The following is an 18,598-nucleotide window of genomic DNA, read 5'->3' as shown; positions in this document are numbered from 1 at the left end:
GCGCCGGGGGGAAGCCATGCTGACATTCTTCCACCCCGGGAGCGGCGCTTGCAGCTGTACCGCCCGCTTTGGCCCGTGCAACGCTGGCCTCCGTAGTACCTGCCCCGCGCGCTGTCTAGCTCCGCGTGCTATCTAGCTCCGCACGCTGTCTAACTGCGCGCCACCTGCCTGGACCCGCGCACCGCCTACTTCCGTAATGCCCGTCTTGACCGGCGCAGCTATCACCAGCCTTAATCGGCACGGCGCCAACAACCTCCGGGTTGGCCTGCAATGTGCTTCACTGTGTCGGCACTGACAGCCGCATTGCGTACTGCCACCGCCGTCAAGAAGCCAATCGGGGGTCGCAGGACCAATCTAACGTGGCGTATCGACGCGCGCACGCCACCGCTGTTCAGTGCATCTACGCACGTCGCGTGCCACCAAGAGTGGCTTTTTTGCAACACCGTCGAACATTTCGACACTATCTGGAGAAAGCTGGAATGACAAATTTGGAAAATACACGCCAGGCGCTAGAGGATTCGTTCGACAAGACCGGTCGCCACGCGCAGCGTATCGCACACCATGGGCGCCATGCCGTGCAGGACGCCGGCGCTGAAGTACGTGAGCTGTTGTCCGAATTGGAAAATACGCTAACGGACAGTACTCAAGCCGATGTCGAGATTTTGCGCCAGCAATTGCGGGACAAGATCGAAGCCACGCGCTCACGCTTGGGGGATGTCCAGGAGAACGTGAAACGCCGCGCGCAGGCCGCATGGGGCGGGGCGGACGAATATGTCCATGAGCGCCCATGGCAGGCCGTCGCTGCAGCTGCCGGCGCGGCGTTGCTGCTGGGTTTGTTACTGGGACGCGCTTAGCGGCGCGGCATCGTGATGCTGGTACACGCCACATTGACGGACCGATATTTCCACCGACGGGTGGCGTACCTCCACGGTGCCAACCTCTTACGTAGTACGGCATCTTCCTACGGTATGCGAATTACCGGCTCAACGTAGGGGGCTCGCCGTGCGTGGCGCGGCGCAAGCGCGTCGCCCTAGCCGAAGAAGTTCGCGCCGATCAAGTCGATGCGGTCTGTACAGATCGTATCGACGCCCCACTCGACAAGTTCGCGGGCGCGTTCCGGCATATTGACGGTGTAGGCAAGGACGCGCAAGCCGGCTTCGTTGATCTGCGCAACACGTGCGGCAGTTAACTGGCGGTGGTCCACGTGCAATGAGACACAGCCGAGCGCACGGGCATGCTCGCGCCAGTTCGCCGGCATGGCGCCGACCAACCAGCCGCGAGGTAGTTGCGCCGCCACGTTGCGCGCGCCGTACAGCGCCTCGAGGGAAAACGACGAGAGCAGCGCCGGCGGCGTGGCGCCCGCCCACCATCGCGCCACTTCGCCTGCCACGAGGCGCCCAGTCAAGGTTTCGCGCCCCGGACACGGTTTAATTTCGACGTTGACGGCCAAGTCCAGCGCGCTACAGCACTCGCTCGCCTGCTGCAGCGTCGGCATCCGTTCACCACGGAAACGCCCGTCGAACCAGCTGCCGGCATCCAACCGGGCAATCGCCGTGTACTGTTTGCGCTGCGCAGCACCCCGGCCGTCGCTGGTCCGGTTCACTGTATCGTCATGCAGCAGGAAAACCACTTCGTCGGCGGACAACTTAGCATCGAACTCAACCATCTTGAGCCCCAGCTCCGCGCCGACGCGGATCGCCGCTAGTGTATTTTCCGGCGCCAGCGTACCACCACCCCGGTGCGCGACCACGCGCGGATAAGGCCAATCGGCCACCTTGCATTCCTCACTTGAACAAAGGTGAAAGCAGCGCAAGTCGACGCGCAGGGAAGGCAAGCGTGGGAGTTTAGCCGTCGTCGATGACGAACAAACGGCGATATTCTTTCAGCGCATACCGATCCGTCATCCCGGCGATGTAATGCGCTATGAGTCTAGCCTGCGTCGCCGCATCATCGCGCTGGTAATCAGGCGGCAGCAAGCGCGGATCGTCTCGGAACGCATCGAACAACCCCACGACCACGCGACGCGCCTTATTCGCCATGCGCATCACACGATAATGGCGATACAGGTTGTGAAGCAGGAACTGTTTGAGTTCGCGCGCTTGCGCCGCGATCGCGTCACTGTGCGCGACCAGCGGCGCCGATGCGCGAACCGCATCGACCGAGTCTGGCCTCGCCATCGCCAGGCGTTCAGCCGTCGCGCCGATCAAATCGACGATCAACGTATTGATGATCCGCCGTATTGTTTCGTGGATTAGCCGCCGCCCATCCAATGTCGGATGGGCCTGCCTCGCCAATGCATGATGCTCACGCCACAGTTCGACCGTATCGAGCTGCTCCAGGGCCAGCAGTCCCGAGCGCAACCCATCGTCGATATCATGATTGTTGTACGCGATTTCGTCGGCAAGGTTGGCGATCTGCGCCTCGATGGAAGGTTGGCGCCCGCGCAGAAAGCGCTCGCCTAGCTCGCCCAAGCGCCGCGCGTTTTCACGCGAACAGTGCTTCAAAATACCCTCGCGGGTCTCAAAGCACAGATTCAGGCCGTTGAATCCGCCATAGTGCTCCTCCAACTCATCAACGACTGCCAGACTTTGCAGATTATGCTCGAATCCACCGAACTCGCGCATGCATTCGTTCAGCGCATCCTGTCCGGCATGGCCGAACGGCGTATGCCCGAGATCGTGCGCCAACGAGATCGCTTCAACCAAGTCCTCGTTGACGCGCAGGTTACGCGCCACCGAACGCGCGATCTGCGCGACTTCCAGACTGTGGGTGAGTCGCGTGCGGAACAGGTCGCCCTCGTGATTCACGAACACCTGCGTCTTATACTCGAGGCGCCGGAACGCCGTCGAATGGATGATACGGTCCCGATCGCGTTGGAACTCGGTCCGGGAATCCGGCGCGGGTTCCGGATGGCGGCGCCCGCGGGACAGCCGTGAAGACACCGCATACGGCGCCAGATGATCCTCGAGATCGCACAATGTCGGCACCCTATGCCGAAATTGACCTTCGTATGCACTCTTCACTTACCGACACTCCTTGAGCAACGACTGCTGCCGCCCTGCTTCAGCCGCTCGGACGCTGGGGCATGAACTCAGACGCTCGCCGCCAGTGTCGCGCGCACATCAGCATCGGGCGCACTGGTGATCAGCGTGTCACCGATCCGCTTCAATAGGATGAACTTTATCGTACCGCTGTCCGCCTTCTTGTCGACCTGCATCAGTTCGACATACCGATCCGTGCCAAGTGCCGGCGCGCGCGTGGGCAAGTGCGCTGCGCCGATCAATCGGCCCAGTCGATCGCGCGTAGCCTCGTCCAGCAAGCCAAGCCGTACCGACAGGTCCGCGGCCATCACCATCCCGCAACCGACCGCCTCGCCATGCAGCCACTGGCCATACCCGAGGCCGGTCTCGATCGCATGACCGAACGTATGGCCGAAATTCAGTATTGCGCGCAAGCCTGCCTCGCGCTCGTCGGCGGCAACCACCTTCGCCTTTAACTCGCAGGAGCGCTTGACCGCCCGTGCCAGCGCCGATGCGTCACAATGATTCAACGCGTCGATATTCGCTTCGATCCAGTCAAAGAATGCCGGATCCGCGATAGCCGCTGTCTTAATGACCTCAGCGAGGCCGGCGGCACGTTCGCGCTGCGGCAGCGTGCCCAGCGTGCCGATGTCGGCGATCACCGCTTGCGGCTGGTAGAACGCACCGATCATATTTTTGCCGAGCGGATGATTGATGCCGGTCTTGCCTCCGACCGACGAATCGACCTGGGACAGCAACGTGGTCGGCACTTGGATGAACGGCACGCCCCGCATGTAGCATGCGGCGGCAAAGCCGGTCATGTCACCGATGACACCGCCACCTAGCGCGACCAACGTCACCTTACGGTCCGCATGCTGACCCAGCAACGCATCGAATATCTGGTTCAGCGTTTGCCAGTTCTTGTGCGCTTCGCCATCGGGCAGCACGATCGTCTGCACGCGCTTGCCGGCACGCTCAAGCGCTGCCCGTACCCGCGTGCCGTACAGCGGCTCGACCGTGGCATTGGTCACAATGGCCACCGAGGTCCCACGAATATGCGGCGCGAACAACGCTTCCCGGTCGATCAAGTCCGCACCGATATGGATTGGGTAGGCGCGCTCGCCCAGTTCGACTTCGACATGGATCATACGGGGCGACTCAACAAGCATTGTCATGGGGCGGCAGAGCATCCTGCGGTGCGTCGCAGTCGGGTTGCGGGCGGATGCCGATCAGTTCCAGTTGCATGAGTACCATATTGACAAGACCATTGACGGTGGGCCGTCCGGTTTCAATCACGAAATGCGCACATTCACGATACAGCGGATCCCGCAACGCGAACAGCGACTCCAGCTTACCGCGCGGATCATCGGTCTGCAGCAGCGGACGATTTTTGTCGCGACGGGTGCGCAGCCATAGGTCATGTGGCGTGGCGCGCAAATAAATGACAATACCGCGTGCATGCAGCCACTCACGGTTTTGGGGTCGCATCACTGCGCCTCCGCCCGTCGCCAGGACTAGGCCTGGACGGCGCGTCAGCTCGTCAATGATCGCCGATTCCCGGTGGCGGAAGCCATCCTCCCCCTCGTGCTCGAATATCACAGGAATGCGCGCGCCCGTACGGGCTTCGATTTCGTGATCGGAGTCGACGAAGGGGCGTCCGAGGCGACGGGCAACAGCACGGCCAACCGTCGTCTTTCCCGCCCCCATCAATCCGATGAAAAAAACGCTGGCGTTTGCCGTCGCGTCGAGCAACTGTGTCATTGACATGAATCTACTGGTCCGTCGCGCAGCTTAATTGCAAACGTTGTTGTTTGTCGAGGCCGCAGCGCAGTACCACCGTACTTATGGAGCCGGAACACGCATCGCGACGGGCGGCGCGAACGGTTTGCGCATCACCCTTCATGCTGCCCCTCGGTTTCTTGTGCGTCCTGCTCGGCGAACTGTGACGGACCCGCCTCGGCAGGTCGTAGTGCGTTCGCCCCGGTTGGCTGCAACAAGTTCGCTTCAGCAGGCTACGGCGGATCTGCATCGGCACCCTGAGAAGAATTTGCTTCGCTACCCTGCAGCGGATCCGCTTCGGCACGTTGCAAAGGATCCGCTTCGGCGTGCCGACGCTGCCCCACTTCGGCGGCGCCGGGCCCTGGTGTGGCGCTAAGATCCTTGCGTCGCGCCCCGGACGCGGTTGCCTGCAGCCCAGTGACGACGGTGGGAGTAATCAATATGATTAATTCACTATGACGGTCACTTCGGGTCCGATGCCGAAACAAAGCGCCGATCAGCGGAATATCACCCAGGATGGGCACGCGGGCCTCGTCTTGCCGATCGTCCTGGGAATAGATACCGCCAATCGCAACCGTGCCGCCGTTTTCAACCTCCACGCGCGTCTGCACCCGCTTCGTATGGATCGCCGGCCCATGTGACATCTCAGAGCCGACACTGTCTTTGGCAATGTCGAGGTCCAGTATCACATGTCCGCGAGGCGTGATGCGCGGCTCAACTTCGAGCTTGAGCGTCGCGCGCCGAAACTGTACCGCGCTGCCCCGCTGCGTACGGGTCTGGTACGGTACTTCGGCCCCCTGCTCGACCACGGCTTTGAAACGATCCGCGGTGATCACGCGCGGGCTCGATACCACGCGGCCGCGCCCTTGCATCTCCAGTGCATTCAGTTCGATGTCGAGCCGCCTCGATACCGACGCGCTCAGTAGTCCAATGCCCGCGCTGGCCGGCACAAACCCGGAAAGCGGGGCGGCCAACAGATCGACCATCGGCCCACGCAGTCCCGCCCCGGTGCTACCCTGAGACGCCACTTCGCCACCGGATGTCGGGCTATCGCCACCGTCGCGCTTGAGCATCGCGACTCGTGCACCCAGCGCGCGGGAAAATCCCTCATCCGCCTCAACGATCCGCGCCTCGATCAACACCTGCCGGGTCGGCCGATCGATCGCGTGGATCAGCGACGCGATGTCGGCCAGCCGGCCGGGGACATCGGTGACGAACAATTGATTGGTACGCGGGTCGGCATTCGCCGCGCCGCGGCTGGACAACAGCCGCTGGCTGCCCGATGCGCAAATCATCGTCCGCACGTCTTCGGCCCGCTGATAATGAAGTTCGAACAAGCGGCTAGCCAGCGGCTCCAGCTGCAATCGTTTCGCGTGCACCTCCAGCAACGCGCGTTCTCGCGCCGCAATTTCGGCCGCCGGCGCGATCCATATCACATTGCCGCGTCGCTCCATTTCGAGTCCGTGCGCTTGCAGCAACGCGGCCAGTGCATGGGACCATCGCACGTCGACCAGATGCAGCGACACTTTTTTGCGAACCTTGTCACTGACGATGATGTTGGATCCCGTGAATTCGGCGAAGGCGCCGAGTACCGTGCTCAGTTCCGCGTCACGAAAAGTCAAGGATATCGGTCTAGCCGCGTCCGCACCATCGTGCACATTTGCGCTGGAGCGCGAGCCGCTACGCGCGGCCGGTGGGGAGGCGGAAAACCCTGCGCCATCCCGCGCGTCGGCCTTCGGCGCCGGCAACGGCGTCTGCGCGGGTATAGGTCCGGACGCGGGTGCAAGCGTAGGTGTAGACGCGGGTGTGGACGTGGACGCAACCCTCGGCACGGGCTCAAGATGAGCTGCCGGCGCCCCCGCCGCCATCGCCGAGCTTGGCAGTTGTAGCATGCGAACATCGTGCTCGGCCATGGCACGCAACACGGGCCGCACTGTGGCCAACGACGCGCGGGCGTCAGCCAGCGCCCCGGCAAGCCCGAAAAGCGCAACGCCCAGTGTGGCCACGAAACACCGCGCCGCCACGCGACGCGTGTTGTCGAGTCGAACGCTGCTCACCCGTAGCCCTCCGCTGGTGGCGCCGATGGTCCATGATCGCTGCGCCTGGCTTCCCAGGCTGCGTCGTCGGCAATTGCCCCCGCCGCCGAGTCGGCGCCATCGCCTGGGGCAGCCGGCAAGTGGGGTTTGATCGCGTCGACTACGGTGATCCGGCGCGACCCGCTCCATATCGTGCCGATCCGCACCGGTGACGTGACCGATGCCATGCGAGGCTGGCGTGCGCGGGACCCACTAAAAGGATCCGGTGGCAACGGCGAAGGTGAGTTGCCGGCACGCCTGCGGTTAGCATCGACGCCTCGCTCGACAGCGGCATCCCAGCTGGCATCATGCACGCGAACAGCATCCGCCGCCAGGCTGCGCGTCGGCAACGGCACGCGGGGCTCGCGTACCCACTCGCAGCCGCAGCCAGCTGCAGCGAAACCGGGTCCACCGCGCATTCCGTATATCGTCAATAGGGCGCGCAACGAGAGTTGTCCACCGTCCGCTTTCAGTTGGACCTCGTCGGGTACCGCGATCACCGGCAGCGTGCTCAGTGAGCCGAGAAAGGACCACGCGCTGATAAAATCGCCGGATGCGGCCAGCCTAGCCGTCTGCCGGCCGACTGCTTGCGCCCCCTCGCCTCGGCGTTCTCCCACCGCGACTTCGGCAACAGGCTCGACGCTGTCGAGTAATAGACCCGCACGTGCTGCCAACGTGTCGATCCGTTGCATATGCTGTGCGACGTCCGGATCGATCCGCACAGCACGCACCTTTTCCAACTGGCGCCTGAGTGCGGGCAACGCGCTGACTTGCCGATGGGCTTGTGCAGTCTTTGCACGCAACCCAGCCACTGCCACGGCCTCGGCGCGCATGCGCTCGTCGTGCGAGGATTGCGACACGTACAGCGTGCCGCCGAACGACAATGCGGCCAACACCCCCATCATGATACGGAACTGCATGGCCGACCACTGCTCTAGCGGCCTCGCCAATGCCCGACACGACGCAAGCAGCGCCGCCTGGCCGCGTAAGCCGTATAGGGAAGCATCGATTGTGTGCGCCATCATGAAGCCTCTCCAGCGTGGACGGACTGCTCCACACCTCGCGCAACCACACGCTGCTCATGCGGCGACATCGGCGGCCGCGTACCGGCGTGGGTCAACCGCGCAGTAAAGTTGAACGCGCCAGCAGGCGTGGTGCGACCTGTGTCGTCGGTCTCACGATCAGGCGGCACGCGCCGAAACGACAGGACGCTGGTCGAAACCACGCCTGGCGCATGCCGCAATTCATTGAGCCATGCGGATAAAGCGGACTGGCCAGTGGCTTGCCCGCTGACGAATGTCTCGTCGCCGTGCCGACTCAGTTCGGTCAGGCGCACGTCATGGGCTGCGGCTCTCGACAGGCGGTCGAGCAGTGCGAGCAACTGATCCCTACGCACCGCGCGTTGTGTCGCGTGCTCGCAAAACGCGCGGTAGGCACCCAGCTCGGCCTGCAGGCTGGCGTACTCGGCCATCGGAATTGCTGCAGCCGCGAGGTCACTTTCGAGCCGTTGCCGGTTCTGCTCAGCCGCGACGTCATTGCGTCCGGCGGCGGCCGACACAATCGCCGCGACCCCAACGCCGCCCAACGCGGCACACGCAGCACCAAACGCTCTGCGTTGACGAACTCTGCGTCGGCGCCGCGCGCGATGGGGCAACAGATTGAAACCGCCAAGGTCCCTAAGCAGCAACGCACATGCCGCGCGGCAACGCCCGCCACGAGCCCTCGCTGACACACCACTCATTCGAGCACCCCGCGCATCGCGAGCCCGAAGGCGACAGCATACGCAGGACTGTTGCTGCACGGTTGTGTGGCGATCGGCGCGCGGCAAAACGGCGCACACCGGAATAGCTGCGGATCGCATCCGAGCGCACCGCGCAACGCATCGAAATCGAGTCCCGCGGCCGCGATCGCGGCAACCTCGCCGCCCACCACAGCTCCCGAGAGGTCGTCAGAGGCCAGCGCGTCCAATATCGGGCCCCGGTGCCCAGATAACGCATGCCACTCACGCCGCACCATCGTGCCGCGCAGCAGCCATGTATACACAGTGCCACCGCCGACCCATATCGCGCACCAGCAACAACCGGCGGGCAACACGAGTGCACCCTGCAGCCGGCACGCACGCAGTGCGGCCGCAGCCTCGCCGTCTACCGTACTGAGCACGATGTTCGCAGCCGCTGCCGTGGCGATCCGTATATCGAGCCAATCACGCGAAGCGGCGGTGATCGTCACCGCGTCGGGATCGTCGTCCCGATCCGCCATGAGCCAATCGACGACGATCGACGATGGATCTACGCCAAACAGGCGTTCGGCCTCGGCCAGCACGGCCGGCTCCAATTCGTCGAACGCGGCGCAAGCGTGCTGCACCGAAGCGAGGCCGGGCGTGCGACGCGCCAGCTCGGCAAGCGAGGTCACACCCGTGTAGGTCACCGCCGGCGGCAACGCCATCACGTATCGCACACCGGCGAGAGACCGCCGTATCGGCATACTGTCGCGCAATACGCTCAATGCCCGCGACACGCATTCGGGCCGCAAAATTTCGCCATCCTCCACCACGCCCGCCGGCAGCGGTTGCGCCGCCAGGTGCTCAACGCGCACGTCGGCGCCGTCAGCCAGCCTGCGGCTGGCCACCGCCATCCGGATTTCCGACGGCGTAATGTCGATTCCTGCCGCGAACCGGCGTCCAACGGACAATAAAGCATTCTGCATGTTCCCTCCCTTGCTTCGCCGCGTCGGCCGGAAACCGCTCCGGCTCTGCGCTCGACGAAGCATGCAGACATTGTTGCGAGCTGCGCCGCCGCCGCACATTCGGCTGATCGGCCAGCAGCGGTTCACTCACGCCACGTCGCGCCCACAATAGGCATCCTTGCGGACAGGGGGATCAGTCGTGTCAGCCCGCCCCGCTATAATCGCGAGTTCGTGTTTTTGGTATTCCCATGCAATCGACGACGCCTGACGCCCCTCCTCCTCCGGCCGGCCCAAAGCGCAAACGCGCGCTAGGGTGGCGGGTTCTACTCGCGCTGGGCACCCTACTGATCGGGACGATACTGGCGCTGGCGCTAATGCTGTGCTACGCGGTGATCGTTGCCGAGCGCAACCTGCCGCCGTTAGACGCATTGACGGACTATCGGCCCAAGTTGCCACTGCGCATCTATACGGCGGACCATGTGCTGATCGGTGAATTCGGCGAGGAACGCAGGCGTATCGTGCGATTCGACGAAATCCCGGAGGTAATGAAAAAGGCGGTGCTGGCGATCGAGGACTATCGCTTCTACGATCATGGCGGGGTTGACCTGACCGGCATCCTGCGCGCCGGCGTGGCCAATTTCACCCGGGGCGGCAATGCGCAAGGCGCCAGTACGATCACGATGCAGGTGGCACGCAACTTCTTTTTGTCCAGCGAGAAAACCTACACCCGCAAGCTGTACGAGATGCTGCTCGCGTACAAGATCGAGTCGGCGTTGACGAAGGATCAGATTCTCGAGGTCTACATGAATCAGATCTATCTCGGTCAACGTGCATACGGTTTCGCCAGCGCGGCGCGCGTGTACTTCGGCAAGGATTTGAAGGACGTGACGCTCGCTCAGGCGGCCATGCTCGCCGGGCTGCCCAAGGCGCCATCCGCATACAACCCCGTGGTGAATCCCCGGCGCGCGAAAATACGTCAGGAGTACATCCTGCAACGTATGCTCGAGTTGCACTACATCAACGCGGATCAATACGATGCGGCGGTACACGAGCCGATCGTGCTCAAGACGGTGAGCACGCCGTACAGCGTGCACGCTGAGTACGTGGCCGAGATGGTGCGACAATTGATGTACGCGCAGTATCGCGACGAGACCTACACGCGCGGCTTCGAGGTCGTGACGACGATCGATTCGGCGGATCAGGAGGCTGCATACCGCGCCGTGCGCAAGGGTGTGATGGACTACGACCGTCGCCATGGTTACCGTGGACCGGAAGGGTTTGTCGAATTGCCGCAGGATGCCGCCGAGCGCGAACAGGCGATCGATGACGCATTGCTCGAACATCCGGACAACGGCGACCTAGTCGCCGCCGTCGTCACGCAAGCCGGCCCGCACGAGGTTAAGGCTTCGCTGATCGACGGCAACACCGTCACCATCCGAGGCGACGGGCTGCGCTTTGCTGCCGCGGCCTTGTCCGAGCATGCGCAGCAGAACCAGCGCATCCGTCCCGGATCGATCATCCGAATCACCAAGGCCGCGGATGGTGCGTTCAGCATCGTGCAGTTGCCGCAGGTCGAGAGCGCGCTCATCGCGCTCACGCCGCAGGACGGCGCGATCCGCGCGCTGATCGGTGGCTTTGATTTCAACAAAAGCAAATTCAATCACGTCACGCAGGCGTGGCGCCAGGCCGGTTCGAGCTTTAAGCCGTTCATCTATTCGGCCGCGCTGGACAAGGGACTGGGCCCAGCGACGATCATCAATGATGCGCCGCTGTACTTTCCGCCAACCACACCCGGCGGCCACGCGTGGGAACCGAAGAACTACGGCGGCGGCTACGATGGTCCGATGACGATGCGCACCGCGCTGCAGAAGTCGAGGAACCTCGTATCGATCCGGATCCTGAGCCATATCGGCACGCATTACGCGCAGCAGCACATCACGCACTTCGGTTTCGATGCGGACAAACACCCTGCCTACCTGCCGATGGCACTCGGCGCAGGGCTCGTCACGCCATTACAGATGGCCGCCGGCTATGCGGTGTTCGCCAACGGCGGCTACCGGATCAATCCCTACCTAATTGCCGAGATCACCGATGCGCGCGGCGCGCTCGTCGCGCGAGCGCAGCCGGTGGTGGCCGAGCAGAATGCGCCGCGCGCGGTCGATCCGCGCAATGCGTACATCATGAATAACCTGCTGATCGGTGTCGCACAGCGCGGAACGGGCGCCAAGTCGAACGCACTCAAGCGCGTGGACATCGGCGGCAAGACCGGCACGACCAACGACTCGCGCGACGCCTGGTTCGCCGGCTACCAGCACACGCTAGTCGCTGTCGCATGGATCGGCTTTGACAGCTCGCGCAGCTTGGGCGATCGTGAAACCGGCGGCGGCCTCGCATTGCCTATTTGGATCGATTACATGGGCCGAGCGCTCAAGGACAAGCCCACCTACACCATGCCCCGCCCGCCGGGCATCGAGGACATCGACGGCGAACTGTACTACGCCAATATGCTGCCAGGCTCAGGCTTCGTGGCGACGGTCGGCATGCCCGCCTCGGCGCTGACTGGCGAATCGGCAAGCGCCGCCTCGGACTCGGGTGTCAACGCGAGCGTAGACGAATCCGAACGACAGGACATCATGAAACTGTTTAAGGGTCAGTGAGCACGTCGCACAAGCGCGGCGCGCACGAAAGCATGATGCGCAGCGCGGCGGCTCACGACGCGCGCGCGAGCGTGACCGGCTGGCCCGCATGCAGCGACACCGCGGCGGACAACGTCGCAAAAAACTCGGTCGATGTGCGGGTATCGCGCCACACGCCGTCAACATACTTGAAGTGATACCCACCAGACTTCGCTGCGATCCAGATTTCGTGCATCGGCGGCTGCAAATTCACGATGATCTTCGAATCGTCGTCGAATTCGAGCGTCAGCACGTTTGCGCTGCGCTCGCATTCAACGTCGATGCCCGCCTCGTCGGCCGCATTCTCGATGGCCGTCTGCACGGCGTCGAGCGTCTGTTCGGCCAGCTCCAGGTATTCGGTATCGGTCATGCTAAACTCCACCGGTTAGGTTGACAGGGTCTGTCATGCGTGTCGTTCAAGGATTGTCGGGCATTGTAGCGGGTCCGCTCGCACGTGCCATCGCGATATCGTATGGTATCGTGGCCTGGTGCGTCGCCGTGCTCGCGGGCTGTGGACAGCGCGGCCCGTTGTACTTGCCCAGTGTGCCGCCGCTGCCTGAACGGCCGGCTTTCATCGCACAACCGGCGTCCGCCACCGCGGCGGCGGCCAGCAGTGCCATAGGCGCATCCGCGACGCTCTCCCCCGACCTATCGCAGCGCGGCCTTCGGACCGCGCCCAACCTGTCTGTCCCGCGGTCTGCCTCCGATACTGCCCAACCTGCCCGCTGATTCATGGTCAATGCCTTCGCCTACGTCAACGGTGAACTGCACGTCGAACGCGTGCCCGCCGGCCAGCTCGCCGAACAATACGGCACGCCGCTCTACGTCTATTCGCGCGCCGCGCTGACCGACGCATACCAGGCCTATGCGAGCGCGTGCACCGGCCGCTGCGCGAAGATCCATTATGCGGTCAAGGCCAACAGCAATCTCGCCGTGCTAAACGTGTTTGCGCGCCTGGGCGCCGGATTCGATATCGTTTCCGGCGGCGAACTCGCGCGCGTACTCGCCGCCGGTGGCAAGCCGCACGACGTGGTGTTTTCCGGTGTTGGCAAGAGCACCGCCGAGATGCGCATCGCGTTGGAGGCGGGCGTGCGTTGCTTCAACGTCGAGTCGCTGGCCGAATTGGCGCGACTGAACCAGGTCGCCGGTGAATCGGGCCAGATCGCACCGATATCGCTGCGTGTGAACCCCGATGTCGATGCGAAGACGCATCCGTATATTTCGACGGGCCTCAAGGCGAACAAGTTCGGCGTCGCCTTCGACGATGCACGTGCGGCGTATCGCGCGGCGCTGGGCATGAAACACTTGCGCATCGCGGGTATCGACTGCCACATCGGTTCGCAGATCACCGAGATTTCCCCCTACCTCGATGCTATCGACAAGGTACTCGAGTTAGTCGCGCAAGTCGAGGCAGATGGCGCACCAATCGGCCATATCGACGTCGGCGGCGGCCTAGGCATTCGCTACGATGACGAAACGCCACCGGACATCGGCACGTTCGTCAAAACGATACTGGACCATTTCGATCGGCGTGGACATGGCCATCGTGAAATCTGGTTTGAGCCTGGCCGTTCGCTGGTCGGCAATGCGGGAATCTTGCTGACCCGCGTCGAATACTTAAAGCCGGGAGCAGTCAAGCATTTCGCGATCGTCGATGCAGCGATGAACGACCTCGCTCGCCCCGCCATGTACGATGCGTATCATGCGGTCAATGCGGTCGCGCCGCGCGATGGCCAGTCACCGGTGACCTACGACATCGTCGGCCCAGTGTGCGAGAGTGGCGACTGGTTGGCTCGTGATCAGTCACTCGCCCTGGCGTGCGGCGACCTGCTCGCGATACGGTCAGCCGGCGCGTACGGGTTCGTAATGAGCTCGAACTACAACACCCGCCCCCGAGCCGCCGAGTTACTTGTGGACGGCGCGCGGGTGCACTTGGCACGCCGACGCGAAACGCTCGCGCAGTTGATGGACGGCGAATCGACACTGCCCGACTGAACAGGGTGACCGCTCAGAAGGTACCGCCGGCGCGCGGCGGTCGCGATCGGGCCATCACCGTGCAGCGGCGCCGCCTAGAGCTTGCCGTAGCTGTGCAAGCCGGACAGGAACATATTGACGCCGAGGAACGCAAAAGTCGTCACGAGCAAACCGGTCAGTGCCCACCATGCCGCCGGCGTGCCACGCAACCCTTTCATTAGCCGCATGTGCAGCCAGGCCGCGTAATTCAACCAAACGATCAACGCCCAGGTTTCCTTCGGATCCCAACTCCAATAGCCCCCCCAAGCCTCGGCAGCCCACAACGCACCAAGAATGGTCGCGATCGTGAAGAACGCAAAGCCGACCGCGATCGACTTATACATCACGTCGTCCAGCAATTCGAACGAAGGCAACCGATCGTCCAGCATGCCGCGCTGCTTGAGCAAGTAGGCCACCGACACCATCGCCGACAACGCGAAGCTGCCATAGCCGATAAAATTCGCCGGCACATGAATTTTCATCCACCAGCTTTGCAACGCCGGCACGAGCGGCTGAATGTGTTGCGCGTCGCGTGATATCGAGTACCACATCAGAAATCCGACGGCCGCGCTGATCACCAGCAGCACGAATGCACCCAACGCTCGCGTGCGGTAATGCGATTCGTAATAAAGATAAAATAGCGCAGTGATCAGACAAAACAGCACGAACACTTCATACAGGTTCGAAATCGGAATGTGGCCGACATCCGGACTGATCAGGTACGATTCGTACCAGCGCACCATCATTCCCACGAATCCCATCCATACCGCCGCCCAAGTCAGCTTTGAGCCGATCGCGCCGCCCGAGGCCGAGCGCGTCAGCGTGCCGATCCAGTAAAACACGGTCGCGATGACAAACAGCGCGCTCATCCATAGGATCGCCGACTGGCTCGACAGTAGATACTTCAGGAAAAATGTCGACTCGGCCCGTGCCAGGTCGCCGCGATACAGCGCCACGCCGGACAGTGCCAGCACCGCGATGCCCAGCGCCAGCCATCGAACCGGCTTCCAGCGCCAAGCCAGCACGACCAACGCCGGCGCGGTACCGCACAACACGCCGACGTCATACACGTTCATGTACGCGTGATAGCGCAACAGCGCAAAGCCCGCGCCCACGATCACCAGCAACGCGAACAACCAGTCGAGCAACGTCAGGCGGTGCAGCAGCGCACGGGTATCCCAGTCTGATAGCCCGGCCAACGGCCCCTCAACTGACACAGTGGCTTGGGCGGCGTACGGTGGGCGTGACGCCGTATCCACCGCTGAGTCCCGGGCGGGCCGGGAAGATGAATGAGTCAAATCCATAATCTTCACTTTTGCGGGGATCACAAGGAGGTGGGTGCCGACGTGTCGCTCGTTTGCGACGACGGCGCGTCGTCGCCGGCATTGGACGAACACGTAGCGGCATTGGACGTGGCAACATGCGACGGGCCTACATCGAGCGGCCGCACACCCAGCACCGCACCAAGCGCGTCGCGCATGCGCGCGTATTCGCCAACAAAATCGAGCGTTCTGCGGGCCGTGGACATGGCCATCAGGACACGGGTGCCGCCGTGCTGTCCTTCGGGCTTGAGCCAGATCCACAAGCGGCGTTCGCGCACGTAGAACATCGCAAAGATGCCCAGCACGAGCAGGATGCTGCCAAGATACACGAGAGGCTTGCCGGGCGCGCGGGTCAGCTGAAACACCGACGCCTGGACTTGCTTGAAGGAGTCAAGTTGCAGGTACACTGGCGCGCCGTAGAAAAAACTGTCCGACAACGCGTTAATGGCGCTTTGCATGAAACGCGTATTGTCAGCGTCAGACAGCGCAGGCGGCTCCCCGGCGCGCTCCCGCGCAATCTGCCACACTTCCCAGATCGCCCCTTCGAGCATCCGCAACAACAACTCGGCTGCTTTTGGCTGCTCCGCGCTGGGCACCGAATGGTCAATGAACTCGGCCACGGCCTGGAATCCGCCGTTCGGGGGCGCACCGGCGGGCATGCTGTCGGGGCGCGCGCCGCCGGCGAACAGGTTGAGCACGCGCTGGGCGCTGTCGCGCAAGGGGCCCTGCAATGCGCTATTGCTGGCCGATGGTATCGATCGTACGGCGAATCGGCGCGCTGCCTCGTCGCGCACGGCGGGATCCGCCAGCGCTGCGCGCAACCGCATCCATTCATTGACGGAGCCGGCGTTGTCCGCCGGAATGCGCAAGTAGCGGAACGGATCATCGGGACGACTGCGCATGCCTGCCAGGAACACTCGCTGGCCATCGATTAGCACCGGCAGCATGTAATTGTTATATTCGTGTGCCTGCCCGCTTTTGTCGCGAATCTTGAACTGCACGGACGGGCCGACATTGCGCAGCTCCACCGGTTTCGAGGTCTTCGCGCCTGATCCCAACCGTTCATCAAACGCCTGTTTGAGCGATTGATGCGATACGCCGCGCGCATCATTCTGCCCAGCGCCGTTGGACACGTTCTCGACATTGATCGCACGAAAATCCGTGAACTCGACGGTGTCGCCCTGTCCGAGCGATTCCAGTGGCATCGATACGCCGATCGTCCCGGCAAGCGGCACGGGCTGGCTGCCGGTGCCAGTCATCGGGTAAGCGCTCATGCGCATGGTCGAGCCACCATCCTGGAAACTGGATTGGTAAATAGCCACGCCGTCGTAGACGAACGGCTTGTTGACTTCGACACGCGCCGGGATGCGCTTGCCGCTATCATGGTCGACCACGACGATGTCGCTGGCGAACAACTTGGGCATGCCAGTCGAGTAATAGTCGACGATAAACTTATTCAACTCGATCGAGAACGGCAAATCCTGGATCAGGGAACCGTTCTGCTGGTTCAGTATTGCCGTGGACACATGCTGGCCTTCCGGCACCCAGGCGTAGCCCCGAAAGGTTGGGTTGGACGCCGACAACCGGTGCTCCGGGCCAATCTGGCTGATCACCTGGTTGGACTGCACAGGGGTCTTGTTAAATAGCCACATTTGCAGCTTGATCGGCAGGTTGCTGTCGAGCAACCCACCGAGGCAAATGACGACGATCGCCAGATGGGCGAAGATATAGCCGAGCTTATTAAATGCGCCACGCTTGGCAGTGATCAGCGTTGCCGTCCCGTCGGGTTCGTCGCGCGGCACGGCTCGCATCTGGTAGCCGAGCCGGCGCACGAGCGCGCCGAGCGCCTGCGCGGCGTGTTCCCGGTCCATCGTTGCCACATACTCCGCGTTGTGGTGGAATGCGCGCAAGCTGCCCTCGCGTACGCGTTCCTTCCAGCTTTTCATGTCGGCGATCATCTTCGGCGCATTGCGAATCACGCACAGCGAGATCGACACGATCAGGAACGCGAGAATCAGCATGAACCACCACGCGCTGTACATCGTGTATAGCCCGAGCGCGCGGAAGATGTCGGCCCAGAACGGACCAAATTGGTTGACGTAGTTTGGGTAGGGGTCTTCCTGCGTCAGCACCGTGCCGATGACGCTCGCGATCGCCAGAATGACCAACAGGCTGATCGCAAAGCGCATCGAGCTGAGCAACTCGATCGCGTCGCGCACAATCCGGTGTTCGGTACGAATCTGCACGCCCGATGTTGAAACACTCAATTCACACTCCATTCGGACGCTGCCCGCCGCCGCATTACCGCAAGCCGCTGATGTAGTCGGCCACCGCCTTGATCTCATGATCACTGAGCCGTGCCGCGATCTGGCTCATCGGCACATTGTTGTTGCGCGTGCCTTCCGCGAACGCCCTCAATTGCGCGATCGTGTAGTCGCTCCACTGCCCGGCCAGGCGCGGATACTGCGCCGGAATCCCCGCGCCGGCAGGCCCATGACAACCCGCGCACGCCGGCACGCCCTTTTCGAGGATACCGCCGCGCCAGATCCGCTGGCCCACCGCCACTAACGCGTTGTCGCTCGCGAATCCGCGCGTTTGCTGCTGCGACGCGAAATAGGCCGCCACGTTCGCTGTGTCCTGGTCTGACAGCGCAGCGGCAAAAGGTGCCATCACGTCGTTCTTGCGCTCCGGTTGCTCCGCGCCCGGCTGCGTCTTGAAATCGCTCAATTGCTTAACGGTATAGTCCGCGTGCTGCCCGGCAAGCTTCGGGAATGCCCCGCTCGCGCTGTTACCGTCCGTGCCATGACACGTCGCACACACCTGGGCGGCAATGGCCTGTCCTCGGTTGAGGTCCGGCTTTGCCGGCGCATCCGCCGCTCCTGCCAACCCCGCCCATCCTGACGCGGCACCGATTCCTGCCAACATCTGAAGCACGACCACAGACCTGCTCAATCGGTTCATTCGCACACCTTGTTTCGTCTTGTAGGGAAGAGAACTGAGGTTCTGCAACAAACGACGGTAGGCAGCCT

16 protein-coding genes are annotated in these 18,598 nt (G+C 62.9%); 4 read left to right on the top strand and 12 right to left on the bottom strand.

Annotated features, from left to right (window positions below; translation table 11 throughout):
- Positions 1-479: 479 nt before the first annotated feature.
- Positions 480-854: a YqjD family protein gene (locus tag KQH55_RS03755; RefSeq protein WP_076785608.1), complete on the top strand. Its 375-nt coding sequence runs from the start codon at positions 480-482 to the stop codon at positions 852-854.
- A gap of 176 nt (positions 855-1,030) precedes the next feature.
- Here KQH55_RS03755 and ugpQ read toward each other — a convergent pair whose 3' ends face one another.
- The 8 genes from ugpQ to pilM form a co-directional block, all read right to left on the bottom strand.
- Positions 1,031-1,774 (bottom strand): glycerophosphodiester phosphodiesterase, encoded by a 744-nt coding sequence (gene ugpQ, locus KQH55_RS03750; protein WP_235090222.1) that lies wholly within the window; start codon positions 1,772-1,774, stop codon positions 1,031-1,033.
- 70 nt (positions 1,775-1,844) lie between these two features.
- A complete protein-coding gene (locus tag KQH55_RS03745; RefSeq protein ID WP_235090221.1) occupies positions 1,845-3,023 on the bottom strand; it encodes a deoxyguanosinetriphosphate triphosphohydrolase in 1,179 nt (392 codons plus the stop codon).
- Positions 3,024-3,091: 68 nt separating this feature from the next.
- A complete protein-coding gene (gene aroB, locus KQH55_RS03740; protein WP_235090272.1) occupies positions 3,092-4,168 on the bottom strand; it encodes a 3-dehydroquinate synthase in 1,077 nt (358 codons plus the stop codon).
- Positions 4,169-4,178: 10 nt separating this feature from the next.
- Positions 4,179-4,787, bottom strand: coding sequence for a shikimate kinase (locus KQH55_RS03735; protein ID WP_235090220.1), 609 nt, complete (start codon positions 4,785-4,787; stop codon positions 4,179-4,181).
- A 245-nt stretch (positions 4,788-5,032) separates the two neighbouring features.
- Positions 5,033-6,712, bottom strand: a complete 1,680-nt coding sequence (locus KQH55_RS03730; RefSeq protein WP_373566357.1) for a type IV pilus secretin PilQ — start codon at positions 6,710-6,712, stop codon at positions 5,033-5,035.
- A gap of 140 nt (positions 6,713-6,852) precedes the next feature.
- Positions 6,853-7,899 (bottom strand): hypothetical protein, encoded by a 1,047-nt coding sequence (locus tag KQH55_RS03725; protein WP_235090218.1) that lies wholly within the window; start codon positions 7,897-7,899, stop codon positions 6,853-6,855.
- The gene (locus tag KQH55_RS03720; RefSeq protein WP_076785615.1) at positions 7,896-8,459 is read right to left on the bottom strand and encodes a PilN domain-containing protein; all 564 of its coding nucleotides are present in this window, start codon (positions 8,457-8,459) and stop codon (positions 7,896-7,898) included. Before KQH55_RS03720 ends, KQH55_RS03725 begins: the two co-directional genes overlap by 4 nt.
- Positions 8,460-8,611: 152 nt before the next feature.
- Positions 8,612-9,580, bottom strand: a complete 969-nt coding sequence (gene pilM, locus KQH55_RS03715) for a pilus assembly protein PilM (RefSeq protein ID WP_235090217.1) — start codon at positions 9,578-9,580, stop codon at positions 8,612-8,614.
- A 227-nt stretch (positions 9,581-9,807) separates the two neighbouring features.
- On the opposite strand from pilM, the gene KQH55_RS03710 reads away from it, so the two are divergent.
- Complete coding sequence (locus tag KQH55_RS03710; RefSeq protein ID WP_235090216.1) at positions 9,808-12,216, top strand: penicillin-binding protein 1A; 2,409 nt, start codon at positions 9,808-9,810, stop codon at positions 12,214-12,216.
- A 52-nt stretch (positions 12,217-12,268) separates the two neighbouring features.
- Here KQH55_RS03710 and cyaY read toward each other — a convergent pair whose 3' ends face one another.
- Positions 12,269-12,604 carry an iron donor protein CyaY gene (gene cyaY, locus KQH55_RS03705; protein WP_076785618.1) on the bottom strand — a complete coding sequence of 112 codons (336 nt, stop codon included), beginning with the start codon at positions 12,602-12,604 and terminating at the stop codon, positions 12,269-12,271.
- A gap of 35 nt (positions 12,605-12,639) precedes the next feature.
- Here cyaY and KQH55_RS03700 point away from each other — a divergent pair, with 35 nt between their 5' ends.
- Positions 12,640-12,963 carry a lipoprotein gene (locus tag KQH55_RS03700; RefSeq protein WP_076796837.1) on the top strand — a complete coding sequence of 108 codons (324 nt, stop codon included), beginning with the start codon at positions 12,640-12,642 and terminating at the stop codon, positions 12,961-12,963.
- A gap of 3 nt (positions 12,964-12,966) precedes the next feature.
- Positions 12,967-14,229, top strand: a complete 1,263-nt coding sequence (gene lysA, locus KQH55_RS03695; protein WP_076796836.1) for a diaminopimelate decarboxylase — start codon at positions 12,967-12,969, stop codon at positions 14,227-14,229.
- A gap of 74 nt (positions 14,230-14,303) precedes the next feature.
- Here lysA and ccsB read toward each other — a convergent pair whose 3' ends face one another.
- The 3 genes from ccsB to KQH55_RS03680 are packed head-to-tail and all read right to left on the bottom strand — an operon-like array spanning position 14,304 to position 18,530.
- The gene (ccsB, locus tag KQH55_RS03690; protein ID WP_139337012.1) at positions 14,304-15,551 is read right to left on the bottom strand and encodes a c-type cytochrome biogenesis protein CcsB; all 1,248 of its coding nucleotides are present in this window, start codon (positions 15,549-15,551) and stop codon (positions 14,304-14,306) included.
- Between the two features lie 20 nt (positions 15,552-15,571).
- Positions 15,572-17,836, bottom strand: coding sequence for a cytochrome c biogenesis protein ResB (locus KQH55_RS03685; protein WP_235090215.1), 2,265 nt, complete (start codon positions 17,834-17,836; stop codon positions 15,572-15,574).
- Between the two features lie 34 nt (positions 17,837-17,870).
- A complete protein-coding gene (locus tag KQH55_RS03680) occupies positions 17,871-18,530 on the bottom strand; it encodes a cytochrome c (protein WP_076796835.1) in 660 nt (219 codons plus the stop codon).
- Between the last annotated feature and the right edge of the window lie 68 nt (positions 18,531-18,598).

The sequence above is a fragment of the Mycetohabitans sp. B3 genome (assembly GCF_021498065.1).
Lineage (GTDB): Bacteria > Pseudomonadota > Gammaproteobacteria > Burkholderiales > Burkholderiaceae > Mycetohabitans.
This window is presented reverse-complemented; position numbering and strand designations above follow the sequence as displayed.